20 protein-coding genes are annotated in these 24,810 nt (G+C 57.9%); 8 read left to right on the forward strand and 12 right to left on the reverse strand.

Translation table 11 applies throughout. The features are described from left to right. Window positions 1-22: 22 nt before the first annotated feature. From RA27_RS06735 to RA27_RS06745, 3 genes are all read right to left on the reverse strand, one after another. Window positions 23-2,377 carry a TRAP transporter large permease subunit gene (locus RA27_RS06735; protein ID WP_039536074.1) on the reverse strand — a complete coding sequence of 785 codons (2,355 nt, stop codon included), beginning with the start codon at window positions 2,375-2,377 and terminating at the stop codon, window positions 23-25. Between the two features lie 17 nt (window positions 2,378-2,394). Further along, on the reverse strand, window positions 2,395-3,285 hold the full coding sequence (locus RA27_RS06740; protein WP_039536076.1) for a C4-dicarboxylate ABC transporter permease: 891 nt from the start codon (window positions 3,283-3,285) through the stop codon (window positions 2,395-2,397). A gap of 93 nt (window positions 3,286-3,378) precedes the next feature. Next, window positions 3,379-4,461 (reverse strand): TRAP transporter substrate-binding protein, encoded by a 1,083-nt coding sequence (locus RA27_RS06745; RefSeq protein WP_039536078.1) that lies wholly within the window; start codon window positions 4,459-4,461, stop codon window positions 3,379-3,381. 246 nt (window positions 4,462-4,707) lie between these two features. Here RA27_RS06745 and RA27_RS06750 point away from each other — a divergent pair, with 246 nt between their 5' ends. Both RA27_RS06750 and RA27_RS06755 read left to right on the forward strand, forming a co-directional pair. Beyond that, window positions 4,708-6,132 (forward strand): cache domain-containing protein, encoded by a 1,425-nt coding sequence (locus tag RA27_RS06750; protein WP_039537086.1) that lies wholly within the window; start codon window positions 4,708-4,710, stop codon window positions 6,130-6,132. After that, entirely contained in the window at window positions 6,132-6,779 is a 648-nt protein-coding gene (locus RA27_RS06755) for a response regulator transcription factor (RefSeq protein ID WP_039536081.1), read from the forward strand. The genes RA27_RS06750 and RA27_RS06755 overlap by 1 nt, the downstream gene beginning before the upstream one ends. An 83-nt stretch (window positions 6,780-6,862) precedes the next feature. On the opposite strand, the gene RA27_RS06760 is transcribed toward RA27_RS06755, so the two are convergent. Beyond that, window positions 6,863-7,243 (reverse strand): VOC family protein, encoded by a 381-nt coding sequence (locus RA27_RS06760; protein WP_039536084.1) that lies wholly within the window; start codon window positions 7,241-7,243, stop codon window positions 6,863-6,865. A 51-nt stretch (window positions 7,244-7,294) separates the two neighbouring features. After that, window positions 7,295-8,140: a hypothetical protein gene (locus RA27_RS06765; RefSeq protein WP_039536086.1), complete on the reverse strand. Its 846-nt coding sequence runs from the start codon at window positions 8,138-8,140 to the stop codon at window positions 7,295-7,297. Between the two features lie 425 nt (window positions 8,141-8,565). Here RA27_RS06765 and RA27_RS06770 point away from each other — a divergent pair, with 425 nt between their 5' ends. From RA27_RS06770 to RA27_RS06785, 4 genes are all read left to right on the forward strand, one after another. After that, window positions 8,566-10,317 carry an acetolactate synthase 3 large subunit gene (locus RA27_RS06770; RefSeq protein ID WP_039536089.1) on the forward strand — a complete coding sequence of 584 codons (1,752 nt, stop codon included), beginning with the start codon at window positions 8,566-8,568 and terminating at the stop codon, window positions 10,315-10,317. A 611-nt stretch (window positions 10,318-10,928) separates the two neighbouring features. Continuing rightward, window positions 10,929-12,200 carry a glycosyltransferase family 87 protein gene (locus RA27_RS06775; protein ID WP_039536092.1) on the forward strand — a complete coding sequence of 424 codons (1,272 nt, stop codon included), beginning with the start codon at window positions 10,929-10,931 and terminating at the stop codon, window positions 12,198-12,200. Beyond that, complete coding sequence (gene ilvN, locus RA27_RS06780) at window positions 12,197-12,757, forward strand: acetolactate synthase small subunit (RefSeq protein WP_039536095.1); 561 nt, start codon at window positions 12,197-12,199, stop codon at window positions 12,755-12,757. Before RA27_RS06775 ends, ilvN begins: the two co-directional genes overlap by 4 nt. 303 nt (window positions 12,758-13,060) lie before the next feature. Next, window positions 13,061-13,807 (forward strand): helix-turn-helix transcriptional regulator, encoded by a 747-nt coding sequence (locus RA27_RS06785; RefSeq protein WP_152610651.1) that lies wholly within the window; start codon window positions 13,061-13,063, stop codon window positions 13,805-13,807. A 10-nt stretch (window positions 13,808-13,817) separates the two neighbouring features. Here the strand turns inward: RA27_RS06785 and RA27_RS06790 are convergent, their stop codons facing one another. The 4 genes from RA27_RS06790 to prfB form a co-directional block, all read right to left on the reverse strand. Continuing rightward, window positions 13,818-14,621 (reverse strand): DUF2189 domain-containing protein, encoded by an 804-nt coding sequence (locus RA27_RS06790; RefSeq protein WP_039536097.1) that lies wholly within the window; start codon window positions 14,619-14,621, stop codon window positions 13,818-13,820. 28 nt (window positions 14,622-14,649) lie between these two features. Continuing rightward, entirely contained in the window at window positions 14,650-16,047 is a 1,398-nt protein-coding gene (locus tag RA27_RS06795; RefSeq protein ID WP_039536099.1) for an amidase, read from the reverse strand. A gap of 118 nt (window positions 16,048-16,165) precedes the next feature. Beyond that, complete coding sequence (locus tag RA27_RS06800; RefSeq protein ID WP_082025033.1) at window positions 16,166-16,873, reverse strand: M50 family metallopeptidase; 708 nt, start codon at window positions 16,871-16,873, stop codon at window positions 16,166-16,168. Then, entirely contained in the window at window positions 16,874-18,001 is a 1,128-nt protein-coding gene (gene prfB / locus RA27_RS06805) for a peptide chain release factor 2 (RefSeq protein WP_039536101.1), read from the reverse strand. Window positions 18,002-18,437: 436 nt separating this feature from the next. On the opposite strand from prfB, the gene RA27_RS06815 reads away from it, so the two are divergent. Continuing rightward, window positions 18,438-19,277 carry an IS1595 family transposase gene (locus RA27_RS06815; RefSeq protein WP_152610652.1) on the forward strand — a complete coding sequence of 280 codons (840 nt, stop codon included), beginning with the start codon at window positions 18,438-18,440 and terminating at the stop codon, window positions 19,275-19,277. A gap of 102 nt (window positions 19,278-19,379) precedes the next feature. On the opposite strand, the gene RA27_RS06820 is transcribed toward RA27_RS06815, so the two are convergent. Further along, window positions 19,380-20,063, reverse strand: coding sequence for a DUF1629 domain-containing protein (locus RA27_RS06820; protein WP_039536107.1), 684 nt, complete (start codon window positions 20,061-20,063; stop codon window positions 19,380-19,382). Window positions 20,064-20,246: 183 nt separating this feature from the next. Here RA27_RS06820 and RA27_RS06825 point away from each other — a divergent pair, with 183 nt between their 5' ends. After that, entirely contained in the window at window positions 20,247-20,975 is a 729-nt protein-coding gene (locus tag RA27_RS06825; RefSeq protein ID WP_082025034.1) for an aminoglycoside phosphotransferase family protein, read from the forward strand. On the opposite strand, the gene RA27_RS06830 is transcribed toward RA27_RS06825, so the two are convergent. Together RA27_RS06830 and RA27_RS06835 are read right to left on the reverse strand one after the other, a co-directional pair. Beyond that, window positions 20,969-23,455, reverse strand: a complete 2,487-nt coding sequence (locus RA27_RS06830; protein WP_039536109.1) for a PBP1A family penicillin-binding protein — start codon at window positions 23,453-23,455, stop codon at window positions 20,969-20,971. The genes RA27_RS06825 and RA27_RS06830 overlap by 7 nt on opposite strands. Before the next feature lie 95 nt (window positions 23,456-23,550). Further along, window positions 23,551-24,771 carry an N-acetylmuramoyl-L-alanine amidase gene (locus RA27_RS06835; protein WP_039536111.1) on the reverse strand — a complete coding sequence of 407 codons (1,221 nt, stop codon included), beginning with the start codon at window positions 24,769-24,771 and terminating at the stop codon, window positions 23,551-23,553. Between the last annotated feature and the right edge of the window lie 39 nt (window positions 24,772-24,810).

Below are 24,810 nucleotides of genomic sequence, written 5' to 3' on the forward strand. Positions count from 1 at the left end.
TTCCGCTGTCAGGCAATTCGGATCAGTTCGGTATCAGATCCGGCACGATCGTCACGATCGACGGGAAGAACCACAAGATCCCGATCCCAACAACCTGAATGATCACGAATGGTATGATCCCCCGGTAAATATGACCGGTTGTAACCTCTTTCGGTGCAACCCCGCGCAGATAGAACAACGCGAACCCGAAAGGTGGCGTCAGGAACGAGGTCTGCAGGTTCACCGCCACCATGATGGTCACCCATTTCGGATCGAACGACCCGCCATAGATCACCGGCCCCACTATTGGGATCACGATGTAGATGATCTCGAGGAAATCCAGCACGAAGCCCAGGAAGAACAACACCAGCATCACGATCAGGAAAACCGTGAACTCGTTGTCGAAGCTTTTGAGGAACTGCTGGATGTAATGCTCTCCGCCGAACGAGATCACCACCAGGTTCAGCAGTTGCGATCCGATCAGAATGGTGAAGACCATCGAGGTCACCTTGGCCGTCTCGCGCACCACCGGGGTCAATACTCCGCTGGCAAACAGAACCCAGCAGGCGAACAACAGTCCGAACAGCGCATAGAGGTAAGCCGCATAGGCGATGATGAACGCGATCCAGGTATCGACCGAGACATGGCCCTGATTGACGCGCAGATCAAAGTTCACACCCATCAGCAGGGCGATGATCACAGCGAAGGTCGACCAGATGATCACCTTGCCCGACCGGCCCTGATCCTGAAGCTTGCGGTAGGCAGCCAGCATGATAGCCCCGCCCGCCCCCAATGCGGCGGCCGGCGTCGGGTTGGTCACGCCGCCAAGGATCGAACCCAGCACCGCAATGATCAGAACCAGCGGTGGGAAAACCACACGGATCAAGTCATTTGTGGCGCAGCGCGCTGCCGCCTCCTTGCAGCCATAGATCGCTATTGCAAAGGGTATGGCCAGCAACAGGAAGGTCGACCCCGATGAGGTCGTCGGCGCAACCAGCAGCACATCGACCAACAGCATCAGCAACAAACCGATGGCTCCGACGATCAGCGGCTGCGGCGACCGCGATGGTGCGATGCCGCGCCCCAGAACCAGCGTCAGGCCCAGCAGCACCACCATCACGGCCACGCCGCTTCCAATCGGTGCAGCCGCCGCGATCTTGGCTTCTTTTGCCGCGGCCAGTTCCTCTTCGCTCAGACGATGGGACTCCGAGGCCCCCCCGGCGGCGTCAATCGCCTCCTGCTCGGCCACGGCTTGATCCCAGACAGACTGCCCATGCAGTTCGATCATCGAGGCCTTACACTCTTCGGACACGTTCGTGCGCAAAGACGCGCTTTGCCCGATATCCGAAAATGCCGAGACCGAGATGTTCTGGCTGCCGATTACACCCGCGCTGCCCAGCAGCACGGCGCCTACGATCAGGGCGACCGGAGCACCCAGCAACCAGGTCAGACCTTCGGACCGCGTGATGGTCTCGCCGGAACCGCCCGCCAACTCGACCGCTGGCGCCTTTTCCGGGTTCAGCAGCGCGTAGCCAAAGGCATAGAGCGCATAGAGCAATGCCAGCAGTATCCCCGGCAGCAGCGCCGCCTGAAACAGCGTACCGACCGAAACCACCGCAGGCTCACCCAGATAGGTCAGCGCGTCGGTACACCCGGCCTCGACCGCGCGGGTTTCCTGAGCGGTCGAATAGAGATCGCCCGCCAGTGTGCCCAGCAAAACGATCACGATCGAGGGCGGAATGATCTGCCCCAACGTGCCCGAGGCCGCGATGACACCCGTCGCCAGTTCCGGCGAATAGTTGTTCCGCAGCATGGTCGGCAGCGCCAGCAAGCCCATGGTCACCACGGTTGCGCCAACGATCCCGGTCGACGCTGCAAGAAACGCGCCCACGACCACAATCGACACCGCCAGACCACCGGGCAGCGGGCCAAAGACGCGTGCCATGGTGGTCAGCAGATCGTTTGCGATCTTGGAGCGCTCAAGCGTGATGCCCATCAGAACGAACATCAGCACCGCAAGCAGCGTTTCGATGGATTGCCCGGCCAGAACACGTTCGTTCATGCGGTTCACAATGAACGAGACATTCCGGTCAAGAGCGGTCTCCCAGCCCTGCACAAAGACAGGTTCCGCGATCCGCGGCAAATCCGGGTATCGGAACACCGATATGATGTCAGGTTTGACCCCCGAATTCACAAGATCCCGATAGGCCTGCGATCCGGTATCGATCGCCTGGTGTACCAGCAGCCCGGCACTGTCCAGCGCGGCGATAATCCCGAACGAGATTATACCGGCACCAGCGATTGCGAATGCCACGGGGAAGCCTGAAAGAATGCCTCCGAAAAGGCAGAAAAATACGATAATGAGGCCTATCTCGACGCCATCAAGTCCGAATAGCATTGTCTGGGTCTCCGTCCTTAATGCGTGCCTTCGTAGGCTTCTTCACCCTCACCAAGGCTGTCCTTGTCGAGGTATTTTCCGGCGCTTTCCGGCCCTTCCACATATTCCAGATACGAGCGGTACAGGAACGCGATGGCGTGCAGGAACACCATGGCGGCAAAGGCCACCAGCAGAATCTTGAACAGGAAGTAAGCGTTGAACCCATTTGGGCTGAACCCGATGGTTTCCACGTTCCACCGCAACGCGCGCGACTTGGCAAGCAGCCGGTCCAGCGTGTCACTGGCCGAGGGTTTCGGCACGATCAGGTGACGCCACATGAAGTACCAGCCATACATCCAGGTCAGCACGGCCATCGGCATCATGAACAGGACCGCACCGCACATATCGACGACGCGCTTGGCACGATGGCTGATGCCTGCATAGATCAAATCGACGCGGACGTGGCCTCCTTGCACGAAGGTATAGGTGCAGCACAGGCACACGACCATCGCGTTATAAAGCTTCAGTTCCTCAGCCCACCAGCTGACATCCATCTGCAGCGGGATACCGAAACCGAACGAGATATCCGGTCTGGTGAAAACGCGCTGCATAAAGACGATAACGATCTGTTGCAGCACCATGAGCAGACCGGCCCATGCGAAGAAACGTCCGAACGTATTGGCAAAGGCTTCAAGCCCGCGAACACATCCCCACAGGAACTGGTTCTTCCAGATCCCCACTGCGGTTACGATCAGAAACAGCGTGAAGACGACAAAGAAAAACTCGACCGAGCCGCCGTAATAGACAAATCGCATGATGGCCTGTTTGTCCGACCAGTCCAGCCACAGGGCGGGATGAGTGACGGCGTATCCGAAGTTATAGAACGCCTGAGCGATGTTCTGGAAAAACCAGACGATTGCGTCCAGCATAGTTCCCTCGTTCTTTCAGGCCGCCAACGTGTCGGTGGCCCGCAAAATAGAAACCGGGCCCCGAAAAGCGGAGCCCGGACATGTGTGTGAAATTTAGCCGAAGACGCGGTCGCGCTGCGAACGGTAGGCTGTGATCGAGTCCGAAATCCAACCCGACGAGGCACGCATCGAGCCCATGTAATCGTTGAAGATTTCGGCAAACAGCTCGTCGCCCATGAACTCGTCGAACACCTTCTGCGACGCGGCACCGAAGCCATCCCAGACCGAGTCGGGGAACTCCAGAACCTTGACGCCGCCGGCTTTCAGGCGCTCCAGCGCCGCACCGTTGTTCATCAGGTACTGAGACAGGTTCCAGACATTCGCATCGCCTGCCGAGATCTCCACCGCTTTCTGCTGCGTCGGTGTCAGGCTGTCAAAGACGTCACGGTTCATTGCCAGCGTCAGACCGGCGGAAGGCTCGTGGAAGCCCGCAGCATAGTAGGTCTTGGTGATCTCCTGGAAGCCTGCTTTTTCATCTGCCCAGGGGCCGATCCACTCGGTCGCATCAATCGCACCCGAAGCCAGCGCCTGATACACCTCGGCACCGGGGATGTTCTGAACCGACGCGCCCATATAGCCAAGCGCTTTGCCGCCCAGACCGGGCATCCGGATTTTCAGACCGTTGAAATCTTCGGGGCTGTTGATCTCTTTCTTGTACCAACCGCCCGCCTGCGTACCGGTGTTCCCGGCCAGGAAGGATTTCAGGCCAAAGATCTGACCCAGCTGATCATAGAGTTCGATCCCGTTGCCGTGATAGTACCAGTTGTTCAGTTCGATCGCGGTCATGCCGAACGGCACACCGGTGAAGAACGCAAAACCGGGATGCTGGTTCACAAAGTAGTAGTCGGCGGCGTGATACATGTCGGCCTGGCCCGAGGTCACGGCGTCGAACACTTCGAACGCGCCAACCAGTTCACCTGCCGCCTTGACATCGATGGTCAGCGAGCCATCGCTGACCGCGTTGATGTTGTCCGCTGTCTTTTGTGCTGCATCAAAAACACCTGCAAGGCCGCGGCCCCACGATGTCACCATGGTCAGCGTGCGCTTGCCCTGCGCATAGGCCGGTGCCGCCAGCGCAGTTGTTGCTGCTGCCGAGCCGCCCAGTGCCGACGTTTTCAGAAACTTACGACGATCCATATGAGTGATCCTCCCCTACATATTCATTACCCGGGTGTGCCCGGGCCGATCGTTTCCAGTGCGCGCCAGCCTAGTTACGCACGCATGAATGTGAATACCTATTACTACGTAGCAGGGCCGGTTTTTCGGTGGGACATGCCGGAAATCGAACGGATTCGCCTCGCTTACCATCAAAACTCGATGTCTGATCCCTTCAATCGCCCAATCTTTTTGCAATTTCTCCGCAGCTTGCGTATCGATTCGACCATGCGAGGAGTCCGAAATCTCATCTCACTGACATATGCGCAGAAACTGTCGCTTGTCGCTGCAATCCCGCTGATCGCAGCAGTTGCAGCGATTGCGTTGGTGGTCGCTTATGAATCCCGCGCAACTGCCGAAAGCGAGATTCAGGCCCTCGAACGCCGCCTGATCGAAGCCAAGAAGGACGAGCTGCGCAACTATGTGACCCAGGCACGCAACGGGTTTGCCTATATTTACGGGCGCGCATCGCCCGATGACGAGATCGCGAAAAACCTCGTGGCCCAGATTTTGTCGGCGATGATCTACGGCAAAGACGGGTTCTTTTTCGTCTACGACTACGATGGCAACAATCTCGTCTCTCCACGCCAGACCGAATTCATCAACCGCAACTGGGTGGGTCTGACCGACAGCGACGGCACGCCAATCGTGGACGAGTTCATCAGCCTTGCGCGTCAGGGCGCCGGCTGGCACAGCTTCATGTGGCAAAAGCCCTCGACCGGGGAAGAGGCGCAGATGATCGCCTATGTGGTCGGCCTGCAGGACTGGCGCTGGGTTGTTGGCACCGGCGTCTTCATCGACGACATCGTTGCCACCGTCGCCAATGCACGCGCCGAGGTCGAAGCGCGCGTGCAACGGACGTTTATGTATATCGGCGGTATCGTTCTGGCTGCTGTGCTGATCGTCTTCGCCTCCGGTATGCTGCTGAACTTCCGCGAACGCAGGTTGGCGGATGCCAAACTCAAGGAACTGACGCAGCGGGTACTGGACGCCCAGGAGGAGGAGCGCGGACGTGTCGCCCGCGAATTGCATGACGGCATCAGCCAGATTCTTGTCGGCGTACGCTATGCGCTGGACAACGCCCGCCGGCGTCTGATTCGCGGCGATGACACAGCGGCGCAGGAACCCCTGCAAACGGGTATCGACAATCTCGCCACCGCCATCACCGAGGTCCGCCGCATCAGCCGGGACCTGCGCCCCGGCGTTCTGGACGATCTGGGTCTTGGGCCGGCCCTCAAGGCTCTGACCAACGATTTCAGCGAACGCACCGGGATCGAGACCGAATTCTCGACCGTGGTGTTCCGAAACCGGCTGGATCAGGACAGCAAGATTGCCCTCTATCGCATCGCGCAGGAAGCCCTGACCAATATCGAGCGCCACGCAGGCGCGACCCGTGTTACCATTGACCTGCGCGGCCACAAGAAAGGTGCCACGATGCGGATAACGGATAACGGTCGGGGGTTGCGCAGCGAACCGGGGCACGTCAGCACCGGGATCGGGCTGCGCAACATGCAAGAGCGGATCGAACAGCTTGACGGCACGCTGCGCATTCTGTCATCGCGCGGCGGAACAGCGATTGAAGTCAGCCTGCCCCTCAGCCATATGCTGCCACCGCAGGAAGATCCGACGCCCAAACGAAAGGCCGGTTACTGATGTCGAACACAACCATCCGGGTCCTCATTGTCGACGACCATCCCATGGTCGCCGAAGGCATCCGGTCTCTGCTGGAAAGCTATGATGAGATCGAAGTCGTCGGCACGCTGTCGAACGGGCAAGAAGCCGTCGATCAGGCAACGCTGCTCAAGCCCGACGTGATCCTGATGGACCTCAACATGCCCGGCCTGAGCGGATTGAGCGCGACCGAAATCATCCTGGAACGCCTGCCCGAAACCCGCATCCTGATCCTGTCGATGCATGACAGTCCCGAATATATCTCGACCGCGCTCAGCCACGGGGCCAAAGGCTATATCCTAAAGGACGTGCCCACCGAAGAGATCAAGCAGGCCATCGACGCCGTCATGCGGGGCGAGCGCTATCTCTGCACCGGAGCCAGCGGCTCGCTGAAGCCCAAGGAAGGCGACACGCGTGAGGCGCTGACCGGCCGCGAACAGACGATTTTGCTGGAACTGGCGCAGGGCAAGTCAAACAAAGAAGTCGCGCAATCCCTGGATATCTCGGTGCGTACGGTCGAGACCCATCGCAAAAACATCAAACGTAAACTGGGCATCTCGTCCACCGCCGGTCTGACCCGCTATGCCTTGGAACACGGCGTTCTGCAGGGTACCAGCCCCGGATTCTGACCGCAGCGCGGTACGCGCTGCCCGGCCCAACCGGAGGAGGCGCGCCGCAAGGCGCGTCGACGACGGGCGGGAGCCCTGCATGGTTACCTCGGGCGAATGTCCTGACCGAAGAATATCAGCGTCCCGTCCTCATCGATCACGTGAAACTCGCGCTGCTGATAGGGTTGATCGAAAGGCGGGCGCACGCGGCCTTCCGGTAGATCGGAAAGCCCCCCTTCCAGCTCTGCATAAAGCGCGTCAATTTCTTCGACGTCGATGTAGAAAGACTGGTTATCACCCAACGGCTTCCCATCCGCGCGCGGCGGACATTCCAGTAAGCGAACAGCAACCTGTTCCAGCCGCAGAAAGGCATAGTTTTCTTGCCTGAAAGTACAGGTAAACCCCAGCCTTGTGCTATAAAAATCAATCTGCGCGTCCAAAGACGAACACAGAACAAATGGCGTGAGTTGCAATATCTGCGGCATCAAAGGCGACTCCCCCGGCAATGACAGTTTCAGTCTAACCGAACCCCTGCCTCAATCCAGCAATTCGTCGCCGCGAAGCCCCGCGCGCTCGTAATGACGGGGTAAAACCCGGCCATAGAGTTGCCGCGTACGCTCGACCCCGCCACACATGCCTTCGGTTTCGACAAACGAGAATATCCCCACATAACGTTTCCGTTCCCCCTCGACCGGAGCAACCCGGTGCAAGGCATAGCGCCCCTTGAAAATCTGCAGGTCTCCGGGCTGTAGCTCCAGCTGGCGCACACCTCCGGTACTGCCATCCAGAACCGCAGCAACACCTTTGAAGTTTTCGTCTTCACTGGTGCGCAGATTGGGCGCGTATTCGAATGCGCCGCCCGCCTCGCCATTCTGAATTGCCAGCGTCACAGTGTAGTTATTGGTGTCGAAATGCCATGGAAAGCCCTGTCCTTTCTCGACCACGTTGATAATCACATCGGCCAGCGGATCGTCGTATCGAAAGAACCGGTCCTCGGGCTCGTTCAGAGCATCACGGATGAAAGGCATGAAGCCTTCATACTCGTAAATCCGCCGCAGCGGGCTTGACTCAGCGAAGTTGTCTGCCGGCACAAAGGCGTTGGACCGGTCGAAAAACCGACGGATCGGATGCCCGATGCCATAGCTCGGGTCGTCCTGAGTGAAATAGGCATTCGTGCGATTGAACGACCGATGCGCCCTGGGCGCAACGTCATCGGCCTCTGCGATCAGCTGTTCCAAACCCTCTGCGTGAACAAAGCCCGGTAGAACCGCGCATCCGTCTACGCCCAGATCCCGCTGCAGGTCCGCGATCAATTGCCTGTAGCCATACGAGTCAGGCCGGTCGATCGGATATCGCCCTAAATCTACAAGATCGTGCAACATGTCTGACCTCCCGATGTAGCGCTGTTCCAATCAGCCTGCCCCAGCATGGGGGGGTACTCTGGCCTGTTTCAGACATGGCCCTGACGCAATCAGACCACGTTCACACGCGATCCCGCGCCCGGAAACCATTCGTAAATTCACGGATATTTCCCGCCCTGCGTCATTTTGCGCAACAAAATACCAAAATCTACGACCCCTGACTTACAATATTTTTATATTTGCCTGTTGACGCCCCTTCCCCTCAACCATAATGTCCCTGCACGCAAAGAAGGAGCCTCTGGCGATGAAAGCGCTAGTCGTAATCGTAGGAAACACGCGCATGGGCCGGTAACGGTAAACCATAATCGAACCCATGCGCCTCCGAAAATCTCGGGGGCTTTTTTTTGGCAAAACGCAAGACACATGTCGCGAACGGAGCAAAGCAGATGACACGTGAGATGACCGGCGCAAAGATGGTGGTTCAGGCCCTCAAGGATCAGGGCGTGGACACGGTATTCGGATACCCCGGCGGCGCCGTGCTACCGATCTATGATGAGATCTTTCTGCAAAACGATATCCGTCACATTCTGGTGCGGCACGAACAGGGCGCGATCCACGCCGCCGAAGGCTATGCGCGATCGACCGGCAAGCCTGGCGTCGCCCTTGTAACCTCGGGCCCCGGTGCCACCAATGCGGTGACCGGGCTGACCGATGCCTTGCTGGATTCGATCCCGATTGTGGTTCTGACGGGTCAGGTGCCGACTTTCATGATCGGATCGGACGCGTTTCAGGAGGCTGACACCGTTGGCATCACCCGCCCCTGCACCAAGCACAACTGGCTGGTGAAGGATACGGACTCGCTGTCCGGCGTGCTGCATGAGGCATTCCATGTCGCAACCTCGGGCCGTCCCGGCCCGGTTCTGGTCGATGTTCCCAAGGACGTGCAGTTTGCGACAGGCGCCTATAGCAACCCGAAACCTTCGGCCTCACATTACCAACCCGTATTGAAAGGCGACCTTGAGGAGATTACCGAACTGGTCGCGGCCATGGAAACCGCGAAGAAACCAGTATTCTACACCGGCGGCGGCGTCATCAACTCGGGGCCCGCAGCCAGTCAGTTGCTGCGTGAACTTGTGGATGCGACCGGGTTCCCGATCACTTCGACCCTGATGGGGCTCGGGGCCTATCCGGCGTCGGGCAAAAACTGGATCGGTATGCTGGGGATGCACGGGCTTTACGAGGCCAACATGGCGATGCATGACTGCGACCTGATGATCAATATCGGCGCACGTTTTGATGACCGCATCACCGGCCGCATCGATGCGTTCTCACCCAACTCAATCAAAGCTCATGTGGATATCGACCCGTCTTCGATCAACAAGGTGATCCGGGTGGATATTCCGATCGTTGGTGACGTCGGCCATGTGCTTGAGGATATTCTGAAAGTCTGGAAAGCCCGCGGCCGCAAAACGGACGCTGCCAATATCAAACAATGGCAGGGACAGATCGACGAGTGGCGCAAAATCAACTGCCTTGCCTTCACCAACAGCGAGAAAACCATCAAGCCGCAATACGCCCTGCAACGCCTTGAAGAGCTGACCAAGGACCGTGACCGATACATCACGACCGAGGTGGGCCAGCATCAGATGTGGGCGGCTCAGTATCTGGGCTTCGAAGACCCCAACCGCTGGATGACATCGGGGGGGCTGGGCACGATGGGTTATGGCTTTCCAGCGTCCATCGGCGTGCAGATGGCCCACCCCGATGCGCTGGTCATCAACGTGGCCGGTGAAGCGTCCTGGTTGATGAACATGCAGGAAATGGGCACCGCCGCGCAATACCGTTTGCCGGTGAAGCAGTTCATTCTGAACAACGAGCGTCTCGGCATGGTGCGTCAGTGGCAGGAATTGCTGCATGGCGAACGCTACTCGCACAGCTGGTCCGAGGCCCTGCCCGATTTCGTGAAGCTTGCCGAAGCCTTTGGCGCCAAGGGCATTCTGTGTTCCGATCCGGCTGATCTGGACGACGCGATCATGGAAATGCTCAACTATGACGGCCCCGTGATCTTTGATTGCCTGGTCGAAAAGCACGAAAACTGCTTCCCGATGATCCCGTCGGGCAAGGCGCATAACGAGATGTTGCTGGGCGAGGCCGAGACGCAGGGTGTGATCGATTCTAAAGGATCGGTTCTGGTCTGATGAAACGGCTATTCTGTTCGGTTCGCACCGTATCAGCCGCTGTGCTATTGGTACTCGCCGGCTGCAGCCCCGGTTTCGATCTCTCAACTCTGCAAGCTGATCCAAGCGCGCCGGACTCGGCCGAGGCTTCGCGATCCATTTATGCGGGTCGGACTTTTATTACTCAGGACCCTTTCCACGGGACTCAGATTGAATATCATGGCCCGAATGGAAAGAGCGCACTTTGGTATCCGGGTAATTCCAGAACAGTACCTGCCAATTGGAAAATCAGATTTGATGGCCCCGAGAGAGGACATGATGTTTGTTGGCAGTATCCCAGCAGATCTTACAATCCAGTAACCGGTCAAAGTGGCGGGCGCTTCGAATGTACACCTGATTGGTTGTATTTCCCCGGTGTCGTGCAAATCGTTCAAGGAGATCCGTTTGAGCTTGCATCGGGTCGAGTACCATTTCCTTTGCCAAAGGGAGAATACACAGCCGAAGAACTCGCGAAAGCGGCAGGTATTCCCGACAGCCGTATAAGAACCGTGTACCGAGATGACCAGTAAGTCGTTGTGCTACATAGTCGGCGAAGTTACGGTCGCCACAGACGAAATCAGCGAGGAAAGAGGATGCCTGACCTCAGCAGATCAGCCTCGACGGTGACTTCGAGCCCCAAGGAGAATCTATCAATATTTGCCGGGCGCCGCGGCTGGCAGGTGGGGCTATTGGTTCCAGCATTCGTTCTTGCTCTGTTTTTGTTTTGGATCGGGTCCGCCTGGGTTGCCGTCGTCGATCAGGGAAAGATGGCATTAGCCATTGATTTCAAAGTTTTCTGGGCCGCAGGTCATCTTGCGCATTTAGGTGATCCTCTTGCCGCATTTGATGTCAACAGACTGGCGGAAGTCCACGAAACCTCGAAAGGTGAGGACTGGATGCCCTGGTCCTATCCTCCGTCGTTTCTGCTTGCACTAAAGCCACTTGGGGCACTGCCGTTTTCCGAGGCCTGGGCGATATTCTCGGCGATATCCATAGTGGCGATGTTTCTCGCTGTGCGACCCTTTTCTTGCGGTATCGTACCGGTCTGGTTTGCGTTCGCCCTACCTCCGGCCATTCTACCAAATCTTTATATGGGACAGACCACCGGCTTGTGGATAGCTGGGCTATTGGCCGCTCTTGCGGCGCTAAAGAATGATCGCTTCATCCTCGCTGGGTTCTTCATTGGCTTGTTGACCCTGAAACCCCAGTTGGGTCTGCTAATTCCGTTGGCGCTTATCGCAAGTGGTTCTTGGAGGACCATCATTTCAGCTGTAGTCACGACTATTGCAATCTCACTCTTGGCAACGCTTGTAGTTGGCGTTGGCTACTGGACAGAGATGCAGCAAATGATGGGAGTTCATTTCGAAACGATTCGATATTCTATTTATTCGAATAAGCAAATGCTCAGCCCTTACTCTTTGCTGGCCGGCATTGGTGTTCGGGAATCGGTAGCTCTTGCCTTGCAATGGGTTATCACCGCGTTAGCGGGAGCTGCCGTCGTCGTCGCCTGGCGAAACCCCAAGATAGGATTCGATCTGCGCGCGGCAGTTCTGATCCTGGGCATTTCGCTGTCTACACCCTACCTCTGGTTCTATGAATCCGGGTTACTCGCGATAGCGGCACTGTTCCTTTTGCGCGCGGGCATCCTGACAAAGACGCGATGGCACCTTCTGTTGGCCGCAGCAATGTGGATCGGCATCGGACCAGCATCACATATTGTGATGTTCAGAGTTTCCGAAACATTGTCTTTGCGCCTTGTGTTCGCCCCAATCTTGATTTTGGCCTGCGCAGTTTGTCTTCACGCATTGATTGCAGCGCTACGCAAGCCAACTGAATCCTATGTAAATGATGAGGTCTTTCAATGACTCCGCTAAATATCGTCAAAGGCTCCACCCGCCATTCTGCTTATAACCTGCGCCCCACCTTTTCGGATGTGCAGGAACAGCACACGATCGCTGTGCTGGTTGAAAACGAACCGGGCGTACTGGCCCGGGTGATCGGTCTGTTCTCGGGGCGCGGTTATAACATCGAAAGCCTGACCGTCGCCGAGGTGGACCATACCGGACACCTCAGCCGTATCACCATCGTCACCACCGGCACTCCGCAGGTGATCGAGCAGATCAAGGCTCAGCTGGGGCGCATCGTTTCGGTTCGCGATGTACATGATCTGACGGTCGAAGGTGCCTCGGTCGAGCGCGAACTGGCGATCATCAAGGTAGTGGGCGAAGGCGACAAGCGGGTCGAAGCCCTGCGTCTGGCCGATATTTTTCGCGCCAACGTGGTCGACAGCACGCTGAATTCGTTCATCTTTGAAATCACCGGTGCCCCGGACAAGATCGATGCGTTTGCCGATCTGATGCGACCATTGGGACTGGTCGAAATCGCCCGCACCGGTGTAGCCGCATTGTTGCGCGGCGACTGAACAGCATATACGCCCGCCTCGGTGCTGATTGCATGATCGGGGCGGGTATCTTGGTGATTTGTTGCACCGTTCGTCGAATATGCGGTTTTGGTGCAGGCTCTGTTTGAGCAACAGCATGAAAAAGATCATGCAAATAGGCCAAAATCCGGTTGATTTTGTACACTGCAGCGTTAGCCTATAGGGCGTAACGGCGCGTACACTTACGCCCGCTGGGGTTATCTTTACGATTTCTAGATGATGTACGGCGTCTGCGCCGCCACAATCTTGTTTTTCTGAGAATACGAATAAAAATCTGGGACGACCGTGACCGACATCAACCGCAGCCCCACAGAATTGCGCAAAATGTTCGGTGCAAATCTCAGGCAACTTGCGCGCAAATACCCATCGGTTTCAGCGCTGTGCCGCGAGTTGGGGATAAACCGGACTCAATTCAATCGCTATCTGTTGGCCGAGAGCTTCCCGAGGCCCGATGTACTGGATCGGATTTGCCGCTTTTTCGAAGTCGACGCCCGCATATTGCTGAAGCCTCTGGATGAAATTGAACCGCCGGCTGACCATCCCGCATCCGAGATCATCGACCGGTTTCTGGCCACCGGCGTTGAAAAGACCCTCGCGACCGGGTTCTATCATGCCGCCGAAACCTCCTCATCGGGGCAAGAGCCGATCCGACACGGGCTGCTCTTTGTGCGCCGCATTCGCCATTGCACGTTGTTGCGAAGCTACGAACCCCGGTCTCAGATGCCCGGAATATCCGCCCCCGCGCGCGAGGTTCAGGGGATCGTTTCTCATGTCAGCGGCCAGATCTGTGCGCTCATGTCCCGTCCGGGCGCGCAGGATTGCAGAATGATGATCCTGACCGATTCACCTGAACAGGCCGGAACGACATGGTCGGGCTATGTATACCGCCTGGCCGGTGGCAACGCATCGGCCTCGGGCGTAAAGCGGCTTGAGTTGCATCATCTGGGGCATGACCTGTCTTTAGCCTTACAGTTAAAGCGGCGAGCGCGGCGCGTCCCATACGAAATTGCCGACACGGGCGTACTGACCTGAGTTGATCGGGTCACGAAGAAGCCGGTTGTACACCCTCAGAGACTCCGTTTTCGTTTTCTGTGATCAGGCGATAAAGATGCCAGCTTGCGTGCCCCAGCAGGGGCAGAACGATAAGCAAACCCAGAAACCATGGTATCATGGCCAGAAAGGTAATGATGGCGATGAATACCCCCCACCCCAACATCACCCCCATGTTCGCTCTGACGTAGGCAAAGCTGGAAATCATCGCCGTGACGAAATCCAGTTCGCGATCCAGCAGCATCGGGATCGACAGTACGGTGATCATATAAAGAACGACTGCGAACACGGCCCCGACCAGAGTGCCCAATGTCAGCATGGTCAGGCCATTTGGGGTCAGAAGTACCTCAAACGACGAGGATATATTGGTCATGGTCGACAGCCCCATGAACAGGGCAAAGATCATATGACCCAGAAAGAACCAGAACAGGAACATCACCACGATAATGGCGCAGATCGACGGCAGTTGCCTGCGGCTTTGCTGAATGACCACGCCGAAGATCGCGCCGGGGTTCAGCGGCTCTCCCTGTTCCAGCCGATGTGAGACCTCGTACAGCCCCACCGCCGCGAATGGCCCGATCAGGGGAAACCCGATCGCGGCCAGAACCAGCCAGAACGATGTTCCCGTCATCAGTGTGACCCAGGCCATCATCCACCCCGCCAACACGTAGAAGCCTGCAAACAGAAGACCGAATAACGGCGCGCGGCGAAAATCCTGCCATGCCCTGTGCAGTGCCTCTTTCAGCATCGCGGTATCGACGGGTTTCAGCGTCGGCACACCAAAGGGTTTATCCATTCTCGTTCTCTCCTCCCGGACGATAGCGCTACATGGCTGGTCTCGTTTGTGGCCAGCGGGTTTCTGCGTGATAAGCCGCCCCTATCGACAACAGCCGCGCGTCTGAGCCGCGCGGGCCGAACAGCTGCAGCCCCATCGGAAGCCCTTCGACCCCGAAACCGGCAGGCGCACCCAGACAGGGCAGGCCCAGCAAACTGACGGGCGTAACGACCTGCATCCAGCGATGATAGGTGTCCATCCCCTGCCCCACAATCTGGGTCGGGTACGGTTTTTCAATCTCAAAAGGCCAGATCTGAGCCGCCGGCAACACCAGCGCGTCGTAGTTTTCAAACAGCTCTGCCGCCCGCCGGTGCCAGTCTGACCGGATGACGCTAGCGTGGTGCACATCCATCGCAGTGAAAGCCAGCCCGCGCTCCAGTTCCCAGCGCGCAGTGTCTTTGAGGGATGCGTTGTTCGTTGCCAGAGGCTCCAGTCCGGTGGCCACACTCCAGGATCGCAGGGTAATCCAGCTATCCCAGATCAGTTCAGCGTCGAAAGGCGGCGCGAGCGCCTCGATGTGCGCGCCGCGACCCTCGAATACATCCAGTGCGTTCCGACACAGCTCAAGTACCCCTGCCTCGCAGGGGAACGCCCCACCCCAATCGCCCAGCCATCCGATCCGCATCCCATTCAGATCGGCTGCCTGAACAGGTGAGACATTGCTGACCGCCATGCTCAGGGGCACCCTCGGATCGGGCCCTGACATCACGTCGAGCAGGATTGCGATATCTTCGGGGCTACGCGCCATTGGCCCAAGGGTCGAAAGCTGGTGCAGATAGCCGTCACCGATAGGTTCCGAGGGCACGCGTCCCCAGCTCGGCCTGAAACCATAGACATTGTTCCACGCAGCCGGATTGCGCAGGCTGCCCATCATGTCAGACCCGTCCGCAAGCGCCAGCATCCCCGTCGCCAACGCCACTGCCGCACCGCCGGACGAACCTCCGCAAGACCGAGACGGATCGTAAGGGTTACGCGTTGCGCCATAAACGGGATTGAACGTGTGTGAACCCAACCCGAATTCAGGTGTATTGGTCTTACCAATCAAGATCGCCCCGGCTGCGCGCAGACGGGCGGCCAACAGATCGTCGAATTGCGGGACGTGGTCCTTGAAGATCGGTGACCCATGCGACGAGACTATGCCCGCCACATTCACCAGATCTTTCACCGCGATCGGCAACCCATGCAATGGGCCACCAGGCGATGCCGCGTCCGCCGCCTGCGCCTGGGCCATCAAGGCGTCTTCCTCTTGCAGCGCGACAATCGCGTTCACCTGGCCATTCACCGCAGTGATCCGGTCCAGCGTCGCGCGCATCAGTTCCGCGGCCGAAAGCCGGCGGCTGGACAAGTCATCAAGAATGTCCTTTGCGGATGCTCTGGTCAAATCCATTTGGGTTGGTCCTTTGGCTGCTCATGATCAGCCTAGCGGCGTGGTCGGACCATTTAAAGCCACTGTTTAGATGTATCTTTTCCAGTCTTCGCACCAGACCGGGCTTCGTGCGCACTGATCATCTGATCCTGATGTCAAACCGCACATTGCTGTCGCTGCCCAGCATGTTCCTCAGGCAAAAGAAGATCATGGCAAAGCTGAGGAGCAGCCACAACCCGCCCCACATCATGGTTGTTCCCCCGAATTCCTCGGCCAGCATGTAGGCATCCGAACGCAAGCCTGCGCGCCGGATCGTATCGTCGAAGATGTCGAACGGAACATAGATCATGCTGGTCAGGCCGATGACCCGCAGAACGAGGTCACACAGGTTGCGGCTGAGGTACAAGGCCATGACTAACATCACCGCTCCGCTGCCCGCACAGAAAGCCATGGCAAACGGGTCGCGGATATAGAGCAGCGTGACGACCAGCATGACGCCGCCGAACAGGCCAAGCGCGGCCCGATCCGCATCTGTGCGCAAGGCGACAATCAGCAGGCTCAACCCGACTAACAGCGACCCCAGATATCCGGCAGAGAGGCTGATAAACCGGTTGCCGCCCCGCCCCATGACCAGGCCACCCTGTTGCGGGGAAACCGAGAAGCTTTCAACAGAGCCGCCGGTCAGGACAATGGCCAGCGCGTGCGAAAGCTCGTGCAGGAAAACAATCAAAATCTTCAGCGGAAGAACGAATGTCGCATTCCAGAATACGAAAACCAGTGCGACGATGGCGATCAGTTGCCAGTGGCCTTTGATCAGGTTCGCAGCAGAGATCAGTCGCTGACGCAATTAACCTTCGCCCTGCGCCTCTGACCGGCTTTTGCCCGAGACGTTCAGGGCCAGCGTTGCCGCCATGAAACCATCAAGATCGCCGTCCAGAACCCCCTTGGTATCGGACGTTTCATGATTGGTCCGCAGGTCCTTCACCATCTGATAGGGCTGCAGCACGTAAGACCGGATCTGGTTGCCCCAGCCCGCGTCGCCCTTGGCTTCGTGGGCGGCGTTGATCTCGGCGTTTCTGCGATCCAGCTCTTGCTGGTAAAGCCGCGATTTCAGCGCTTTCATGGCAATATCACGGTTCTGGTGCTGCGACTTCTCGGAACTGGTCACGACGATCCCGGTTGGCATGTGCGTGATCCGAACCGCCGAGTCCGTGGTGTTCACATGCTGACCGCCCGCCCCCGACGAGCGATAGGTATCAACACGAATGTCGGCCGGGTTGACCTCGATCTCGATATTGTCGTCCACCACCGGATAGACCCAGACCGAGCTGAACGACGTATGCCGCTTGGCCGCCGAGTCAAAAGGCGAAATCCGCACCAGACGATGCACACCGCTCTCGGATTTGAGCCAGCCATAGGCGTTGTGGCCCGAAATCTTGTAGGCCGCCGATTTGATCCCCGCCTCTTCTCCGGCCGTCTCGGATTGCAACTCGACGGTATAGCCCTTTTTCTCGGCCCACCGCACATACATCCGCGCCAGCATCGAAGCCCAGTCGCAGCTCTCGGTACCACCTGCGCCCGAGTTGATCTCAAGGAAGGTATCGTTTCCGTCCGCCTCGCCATCCAGCAGGGCTTCAAGCTCTTTCTTGGCGGCTTTCGACTGCAGCTTTTTGATCGCGTCTTCGGCGTCGGTTACGACTTCTTCATCCTCTTCCATCTCCCCCAGTTCGATCAGCTCAATATTGTCGCTGAGATCGGTCTTGATGGATTCGTAGGTCTCGATTGCGTCGACCAGCAACTGGCGCTCACGCATCAGTTTCTGGGCGTTCTCGGGATTGTCCCACAGATTGGGGTCCTCGACACGCGCGTTGAATTCCTCGAGCCGGTGCGGCGCGGTCTCATAGTCCATGCGCTGCGCCAGCAGCTCCAGCGACTTTTCGATTTCCGCCACGATATTCTGGGTTTCGGCGCGCATGGTCAGGTCCCAACTTGCTCAATCAGGGTTGCGTGATAGCAAGAGGTGCAGGCCACCACAAGACGGGCGATATGGGAATACAAAACACCGCGGAAAAGTTTGCCGGCCGTTGGGGGCTAACCTTACTCTCGCAAGTCGCCGATACCGGCCATGCGCAGGTCTGGAAGGCAGAGACGGGCAATGGCCATGCTGCCTTAAAAGTTGGAGGTGTCCGCAAATCGTGTTGGTAAATTTCGTCGCACAATAAAAAAGCCTATATCATTCCACCTTTTGAGTGGAGAATGCACTTGCTACAACACGACTTTCGCCGTTTGCTCGATACCCTCGAAGAGTTGAACCCGGCCCAGATCGCGGACGCCCAGACGAAGATCCAGTATCTCCGACAACAGACGGAAGCGATTTCAGAAATCGAGGCACGGACTAACCGAGAACACGGATGTCCATTCTGCGGAGACGAAAGGCGTCAAAATTGGGACGCACCCGAACTAAGGTTCAGCGATATCGGTGCCACAGCTGCCAAAAGACGTATTCAGGTCGGACTGGCTCCACCATTGGTCGCCTCCATCGGCCTGACCTGTTCATGATCGCCTTGCAAGACATGCTGGGCACTTCTGCCCCTCAGTCGGTGCGCAAACTCGCGCACCGACTTGGGCTCAACAAACACACAGTCTGGCGCTGGCGGATGCTGGTTTTTTCGATCATCGAAAGCGGCTCGATCCCGAGCTTTTCTGGAATCGTAGAGGCCGACGAAACCTACCAAAGGGAATCCCGCAAAGGCTCACGAGAATGGGTTCGACACTTAGCCGATCCACAGAATGTCGCGCAGCCGCCGCGTCCAAGGTTGTGTGACTTCACGACGAAGGGAATGAAGATGATGCGCGGTCTATCGAAGTGGCAACTCCCCATTCTGATTGTTGCTGATCGTGGCGGAGCTCGTCTTTTTCAGCGGCTTCCGGACCGGAAGCGCTTGACACTGGAGCGGGCGATGCAGCCTCTCGTGCCGGGTGATGCTGTGCTCTGTTCGGACGGCGCCAATGGCTATGCGTCTCTGGCAAGGAAAGGTGGAATTGAGCATTTTGTCGTCGGCTCTAAGCCGGGCACACGCGTAGCCGCAGGCTGCTATCACATCCAGAGCGTTAACTCGCTCCATGCTCGCTACAACCGGTTCATCAGGCCGTTTTGTGGGCCTGCCACAAAGTATCTCAACGGCTACATTCGTTGGCTGGAGGTGCGGCTTGCTGGACTTGGACCCGCGGAGATCATTCAAGCATCATAGACCCGGCGCCGTAAACGGCTGCAATTTGGGTTCATTGCCCAAATTGTCTGTTGTTGCGTATCGACCAATCGTCTGTTCCTCGAAAGCTACGGGAAACTTGGCTCATACGTCCTTCACCTTGAAATGCTTCGGCAGGCGCAATCCCTGTCGTTTTGCTTCAGCCTGTAGTTCGTCTGAAAAGAAAACCCCTGGTTCGCGCAATTTTATTTCTCGCCAAAGATGAGCACTCCCGATTTCTTCTTTCGACAATGCCAATCCAACAATGCATTCTTTGAGATTGTACTTGGCACAATAACTATCTTCGACCAACTCATTAGGCGCCCACGACCCCTCAACACTATCATCCGGGCGGAAACTATCCCGAAACTGCCGGATTACGAGACCGAAATAGGGTTTGGGATAGTCCTCACTTTTTTGAGACGTAATCTTCAGCGGATAGAATTGATGTATTCCAGCCTCCAATCCTTCAATTATTGCCTTCATAGCCTCGTCGACGGCAAGAAAGCGGTTGCTAAGCGAAATCAGTGAGCCCAGTTTCTTGGGAAATTTTCGCGTTTCAAATACTCGTGGGCATTCTTCGGGCCTGACTGGCCCCATGTCAGTGACGAACTTTCGAGAAAATATATAGTTATCAATACTGTCGACCATATTCAGAGCGGCCTTGTCTGCCTCGGACATTTCCGTTTCGTAGTATTTTCTCAACGCATCATGCCAACCGACAAACCCACCTTGTGGTTCGGGCGACCACTCGCCGAATTGGGGCGGATTAACCATTGCCCAAGTCATCTCATTGTTCTCCTACGGAACCGCGACCTAATTCAGTCGCATTTGGTCTTCCAAGGATGCCGAAAACTGCTATCGGCTTCAAGGCGGGCTAAAGCTCAGAATTTCAACATTTCTTCGGCGAAGCGTCGACTTTTATCAAATAAAACTGAGCGTCTGCTTCATTGAGCAAAGCAGACCAACACGATTTACGGACACCTCCTAAAAGTTTACCGGCGCGCAGATCGGGGTAACGAGGCTGCAGGGACCGGTCTGCTCAAGCTCTGGCAGAATCGCGGAGCGGTCCGGGTTCTGGCCGACGCCCAAAATTCAGTGCTGACGGAATGGCTCGAGGGGCCATCGCTCGGAGATTTGGCACGGGCTGGACAGCCTGATTTGGCCATCGCAACACTGGCTGAAACCGCACAGCGTCTTCATCGCGCGCCGGTTATACGAACCCAGGGACTGAGACCGCTGCAAGATGTCTTTGAGCCGATATTCTCAAGCAGGTTTTCGCCCTGTTGCAGTTCCCGGCTTAAGAACGACATGGGCAGAGCCATCGATTTGGCGAAAGTCCTGCTCGGCAATCAACCGACTACGGTCCCATTGCACGGTGACCTGCATCCCGACAATGTGATTCAGACAGCCGCAGGGCCCCGGGTGATAGACGCCAAAGGATATCTGGGTGACCCTGCGTTTGAGCTTGCGAACGCGCTGCGACATCCGAACGGCATGTCAGCGCTGGTGCAACAACGTAGCCAGATCGAGCGATGCCTGAAACTCTATTCCGAGGCGATGAATGTGGACACGCACCGGCTGGCACAATGGGCCGCCGCGAAATGCGCGCTGTCAATATTCTGGCGCGCAGACGCTTTGATCCAGACCGACCGCGAAGCCGATCTGCTCCATTTGTTCTTGGAGATCGCGGGTCAGTAAAGCCCGCCGCCCTGCAGATCGCCCTGGCTTGCGTTGGGGCCAACCGTGATTGTGTTGCCGGTCGAGGTGGTCACCTGACGGCCCGAGCTGGCCTCTTCGAACAGTGGCAGGTCCGACCCCATCGCAAAACCACCGTCATAGACCCGGTCGATGAAACCATCCACGCCATCGCGGAAGTACTCGGCCACGACATAGTCGCCGCTGGCATCTTCGGGTAGACGCGCGCCACTGAACCGGTCGATCTTGATGAAATGCCCGCCCGGGGGAACTTCGAAGGGGCCACCGCCGTATTTCTCGACGGCTTTTTCCATGAAGCTCTGGAATACCGGGCCGCACAAAGTGCCGCCATAGGCCCCCCGCCCCATCGGGCGCGGGCGGTCGTAGCCGATGTAACAGCCCGCCACGATGTTGGACGTAAACCCGATGAACCACGCATCCTTGGACTCGTTGGTTGTGCCGGTCTTGCCCGCAGTGGGCACTGGCAGGTTGACGACCCGCGATGCGGTCCCGCGATCCACCACGCCTTTCATCATCGAAGTCAGTTGATAGGCGGTAATCGCATCCATCACCTGTTCGCGGTCGGTCACGATCTCCGGAGACTCGTCCGGCTCAAGCCAGGTTGAGTTGCAATCCAGGCATTGCCGATCGTCGTGGCGATAAATCGTCTTGCCGAACCGATCCTGAATACGGTCCACAAGGGTGGGTTCGACCCGTTCGCCGCCATTGGCAAACATCGCATAGGCCGCAACCATCTTGTAGAGCGTCGTCTCCTCAGACCCCAGCGAGTTCGCAAGGAAGGCACCCATCCGGTCGTAGACACCGAACCGCTCGGCATAACCCGCCACAACGGGCATGGTGATTTCCTGCGCGAGGCGGATAGTCATCAGGTTCCGCGACTGTTCAATCCCGGTGCGCAAAGGTGTCGGGCCATAGAATTTGTTGGTCGAGTTCTTGGGGCGCCACAGACCTTGCGGGGTGTTCACCTCGATCGGGGCGTCCACAACGATGGTGGCCGGGCTATAGCCGCTGTCCAGCGCGGCGGCATAGACAAATGGCTTGAAACTTGAGCCGGGCTGGCGCTGCGCCTGTGTGGCACGGTTGAACACGGTGTCCTGATACGAGAACCCGCCCTGCATCGCCAAAACACGGCCCGAGTTCACGTCCATGGCGACAAAGCCGCCCTGTACTTCGGGCACCTGACGGGCAGACCATTGCCCATCTTCGCCGGCCATCACCAGAATGACGTCGCCGCGCTTGAAGTTGTCCTGAAAGTTGCCCTGCATCCATTTGATGTCTTCGCGCGGGATGATGCCATCCGCCGGGCCGTCTTCGATGCCGACAGTCAGGGCCTGGTCGGCCACGTCCAGAACAACGGCCGGATACCATTGCGTCGGCAATACCACGTCACGCGGGATTTCCATGATCGCCAGCGCCTCGCGCCACTGCGCCTCATCCGCCAGCTTTTCTTCCGGGATCACTTCACCCGTGCCACGCCATTTCCCGCGCGAACGGTCGTATTTTTGCAGCGCCGTGCGCAGGGCCTTGGCTGCCTCGACCTGCATTTCCTCGTCCACCGACGCCCGGACGGTGAAACCGCCGGTAAAGAACTCGCCCTCACCGAAATCCTCGCTCAGCTGACGGCGGATTTCATCAGTAAAGTAGTCCCGCGGCGGCAGAGCGGTACGGAAGCTTTCGAAGTCACCATTCTGGACCGAGCGCAGAGGCATCTCGACCTCGGCCTCATAGGTTGCCTGATCGATATAGCCGTTCTGCTGCATCTCGCGCAGCACATAGTTGCGGCGGTTCAACAGGCGCTCTTTCTGCCGCACGGGGTGGTAATCCGACGGTGCCTTGGGCATGGCCGCCAGCATCGCGGCCTCATGCGGGGCCAGTTCCTGCAGGGTCTTGTTGAAATAGGTCTGGGCGGCGGCGGTTACGCCATAAGAGTTCTGACCCAGAAAGATCTCGTTCATGTAAAGCTCGAGGATCTGTTCCTTGTCGAGCGTATCCTCAAGCCGGGTGGCGAGGATGATTTCCTTGATCTTGCGCTCGGCGCGACGATCACCAGAGAGCAGGAAATTCTTCATAACCTGCTGCGTGATCGTTGACGCCCCCCGGACGTTCTCGCCCTTGGATCGCACCGCCTCGACACCCGCCGCTATGATCCCGCGGGGGTCATAACCCTGATGGGTATAGAAATTCTTGTCTTCCGCCGAGATAAACGCTTGTTTGACCAGATCGGGGATTTCCTCGGAGGGCGTAAACAGGCGACGTTCCTGCGCGAATTCGTCGATCAACTGACCTTCGCCCGAGTAAATCCGGCTGATCGTCGGTGGCTTGTATTGTGCCAGCGATTCATGGCTAGGCAGATCGCGCCCATACATCCAGAACACCGCGCCGACGACCAGCGCGGCCATAAAAATACCCAGGGTCACGAGGCTGAAAATCGCCCCGAAAAACGAAAGAATGAACCGGATCACGTTACTGCCTTTTACTCGCGGTGCCGCCTATATAGTGTCGCCCCCCCGCAGGGTCAAAACACGAAAGGCTACAATGGCCGTTTTGCGCCGCTACGTTATTGACCAACCAGTGATCGTTTCACCAGATCGTCCTGCCGCCAGTTCTCGAGCCCCAGCACCAGCCCGTGCGCCATGGAGGCCCGCCAGCCCGGATCACTGATATTCTTCAGGTCACGCGGGCTGGACAAAAACCCCAGTTCGACCAGAACCGATGGAATATCCGCGGCTTTCAACACCGAGAACGACGCAGACCGCAGCGGACGGCGATTCATCGGCCCGCCCTGTTGCGCCATGCCGTCGACCAGCGACTGCGCCAGTGCCGTGCTGCGCGGCTTGGTCTCTTGCCGGGCCAGATCCAACAGCACATCTGCGACCTGATCGTCCGAGCCGCTCAGATCAACGCCCGCAATCAGATCACTCCGGTCATGCCGTTCGGCCAGCTTTCGGCTGGCAATGTCCGACGCCTCTTCCGACAGGGTGTAGACCACTGCCCCGTGAGCGAGCCCTTCTGACAGGGAATCCGCGTGCAACGAGATGAACACGTCAGCCCCCGCGCGATGCGCCAGTGCAATGCGTCGTTCCAGCGACACGAACTGATCGTCAACGCGCGTCATCACCACCTCGAAGCCACCTGTACGCAGCAGCGCCTCGCGCAGTTCGCGGGAAAAAGTTAACATCAGGGTCTTTTCATTGGTGTCGGCAACCTCGGCCCCCGGATCAATGCCGCCATGACCGGGGTCCAGCATGACCCGCAAAGCCCGCGTACCGTCGCGCTGCGGCAACGCGGGTATCACCGCAGGTTCCGGCAGGTCCCACCCCGGCTGGCGGGGCGCACCCGCACTGGCCGCGAAACTGTCAAAATCGGTCCCTTTCAGGTGAAGGGACAGATGCGCGGCGCCCGTCGTCTCATCAACACGCAGATCGACGGTTTCGACCGCCAGCGGCGCACCAAGCTCCAGCACCAGACGCGACCAGCCGGGCACATAGGCCCCGTATTGGATACTGCTGATCCGACTAGTCCTAAGAAACGCCTCGCGGTTCAGCCCGGACCAGTCAACCTCCTGAAAGTCCAGCACGATCCGGTAGGGATCGCGGAGTGTGAACACGCGGTATGGCACACCCTGGCTGAGGCCAAGGTCCAGCCGCACCCCGGTATTGCCCTCATCGACGATGCGGCTCTGCTCCGGAAGGGCGCGTGCAAGTGCGCTGAAGTCCTGCGCGACAGCAGCACCGGTCAGCGCCCAGATCAGGGCGAGTGCGTAGAAAATCCTGCTCATGGCCTCAAGTTATCCCGAGATCGTTCGAGGCAGAGCCTA

Source organism: Ruegeria sp. ANG-R, from assembly GCF_000813985.1.
Taxonomy (GTDB): Bacteria; Pseudomonadota; Alphaproteobacteria; order Rhodobacterales; family Rhodobacteraceae; genus Ruegeria.

Bases quoted from the DNA above. Each gene is read 5' to 3' on its own strand.
- RA27_RS06735 (WP_039536074.1), bottom strand. From the start codon at position 2,377: ATGCTATTCGGACTTGATGGCGTCGAGATAGGCCTCATTATCGTATTT.
- RA27_RS06740 (WP_039536076.1), bottom strand. From the start codon at position 3,285: ATGCTGGACGCAATCGTCTGGTTTTTCCAGAACATCGCTCAGGCGTTC.
- RA27_RS06745 (WP_039536078.1), bottom strand. From the start codon at position 4,461: ATGGATCGTCGTAAGTTTCTGAAAACGTCGGCACTGGGCGGCTCGGCA.
- RA27_RS06750 (WP_039537086.1), top strand. From the start codon at position 4,708: ATGCGAGGAGTCCGAAATCTCATCTCACTGACATATGCGCAGAAACTG.
- RA27_RS06755 (WP_039536081.1), top strand. From the start codon at position 6,132: ATGTCGAACACAACCATCCGGGTCCTCATTGTCGACGACCATCCCATG.
- RA27_RS06760 (WP_039536084.1), bottom strand. From the start codon at position 7,243: ATGCCGCAGATATTGCAACTCACGCCATTTGTTCTGTGTTCGTCTTTG.
- RA27_RS06765 (WP_039536086.1), bottom strand. From the start codon at position 8,140: ATGTTGCACGATCTTGTAGATTTAGGGCGATATCCGATCGACCGGCCT.
- RA27_RS06770 (WP_039536089.1), top strand. From the start codon at position 8,566: ATGACACGTGAGATGACCGGCGCAAAGATGGTGGTTCAGGCCCTCAAG.
- RA27_RS06775 (WP_039536092.1), top strand. From the start codon at position 10,929: ATGCCTGACCTCAGCAGATCAGCCTCGACGGTGACTTCGAGCCCCAAG.
- ilvN (WP_039536095.1), top strand. From the start codon at position 12,197: ATGACTCCGCTAAATATCGTCAAAGGCTCCACCCGCCATTCTGCTTAT.
- RA27_RS06790 (WP_039536097.1), bottom strand. From the start codon at position 14,621: ATGGATAAACCCTTTGGTGTGCCGACGCTGAAACCCGTCGATACCGCG.
- RA27_RS06795 (WP_039536099.1), bottom strand. From the start codon at position 16,047: ATGGATTTGACCAGAGCATCCGCAAAGGACATTCTTGATGACTTGTCC.
- prfB (WP_039536101.1), bottom strand. From the start codon at position 18,001: ATGCGCGCCGAAACCCAGAATATCGTGGCGGAAATCGAAAAGTCGCTG.
- RA27_RS06815 (WP_152610652.1), top strand. From the start codon at position 18,438: ATGTCCATTCTGCGGAGACGAAAGGCGTCAAAATTGGGACGCACCCGA.
- RA27_RS06820 (WP_039536107.1), bottom strand. From the start codon at position 20,063: ATGACTTGGGCAATGGTTAATCCGCCCCAATTCGGCGAGTGGTCGCCC.
- RA27_RS06835 (WP_039536111.1), bottom strand. From the start codon at position 24,771: ATGAGCAGGATTTTCTACGCACTCGCCCTGATCTGGGCGCTGACCGGT.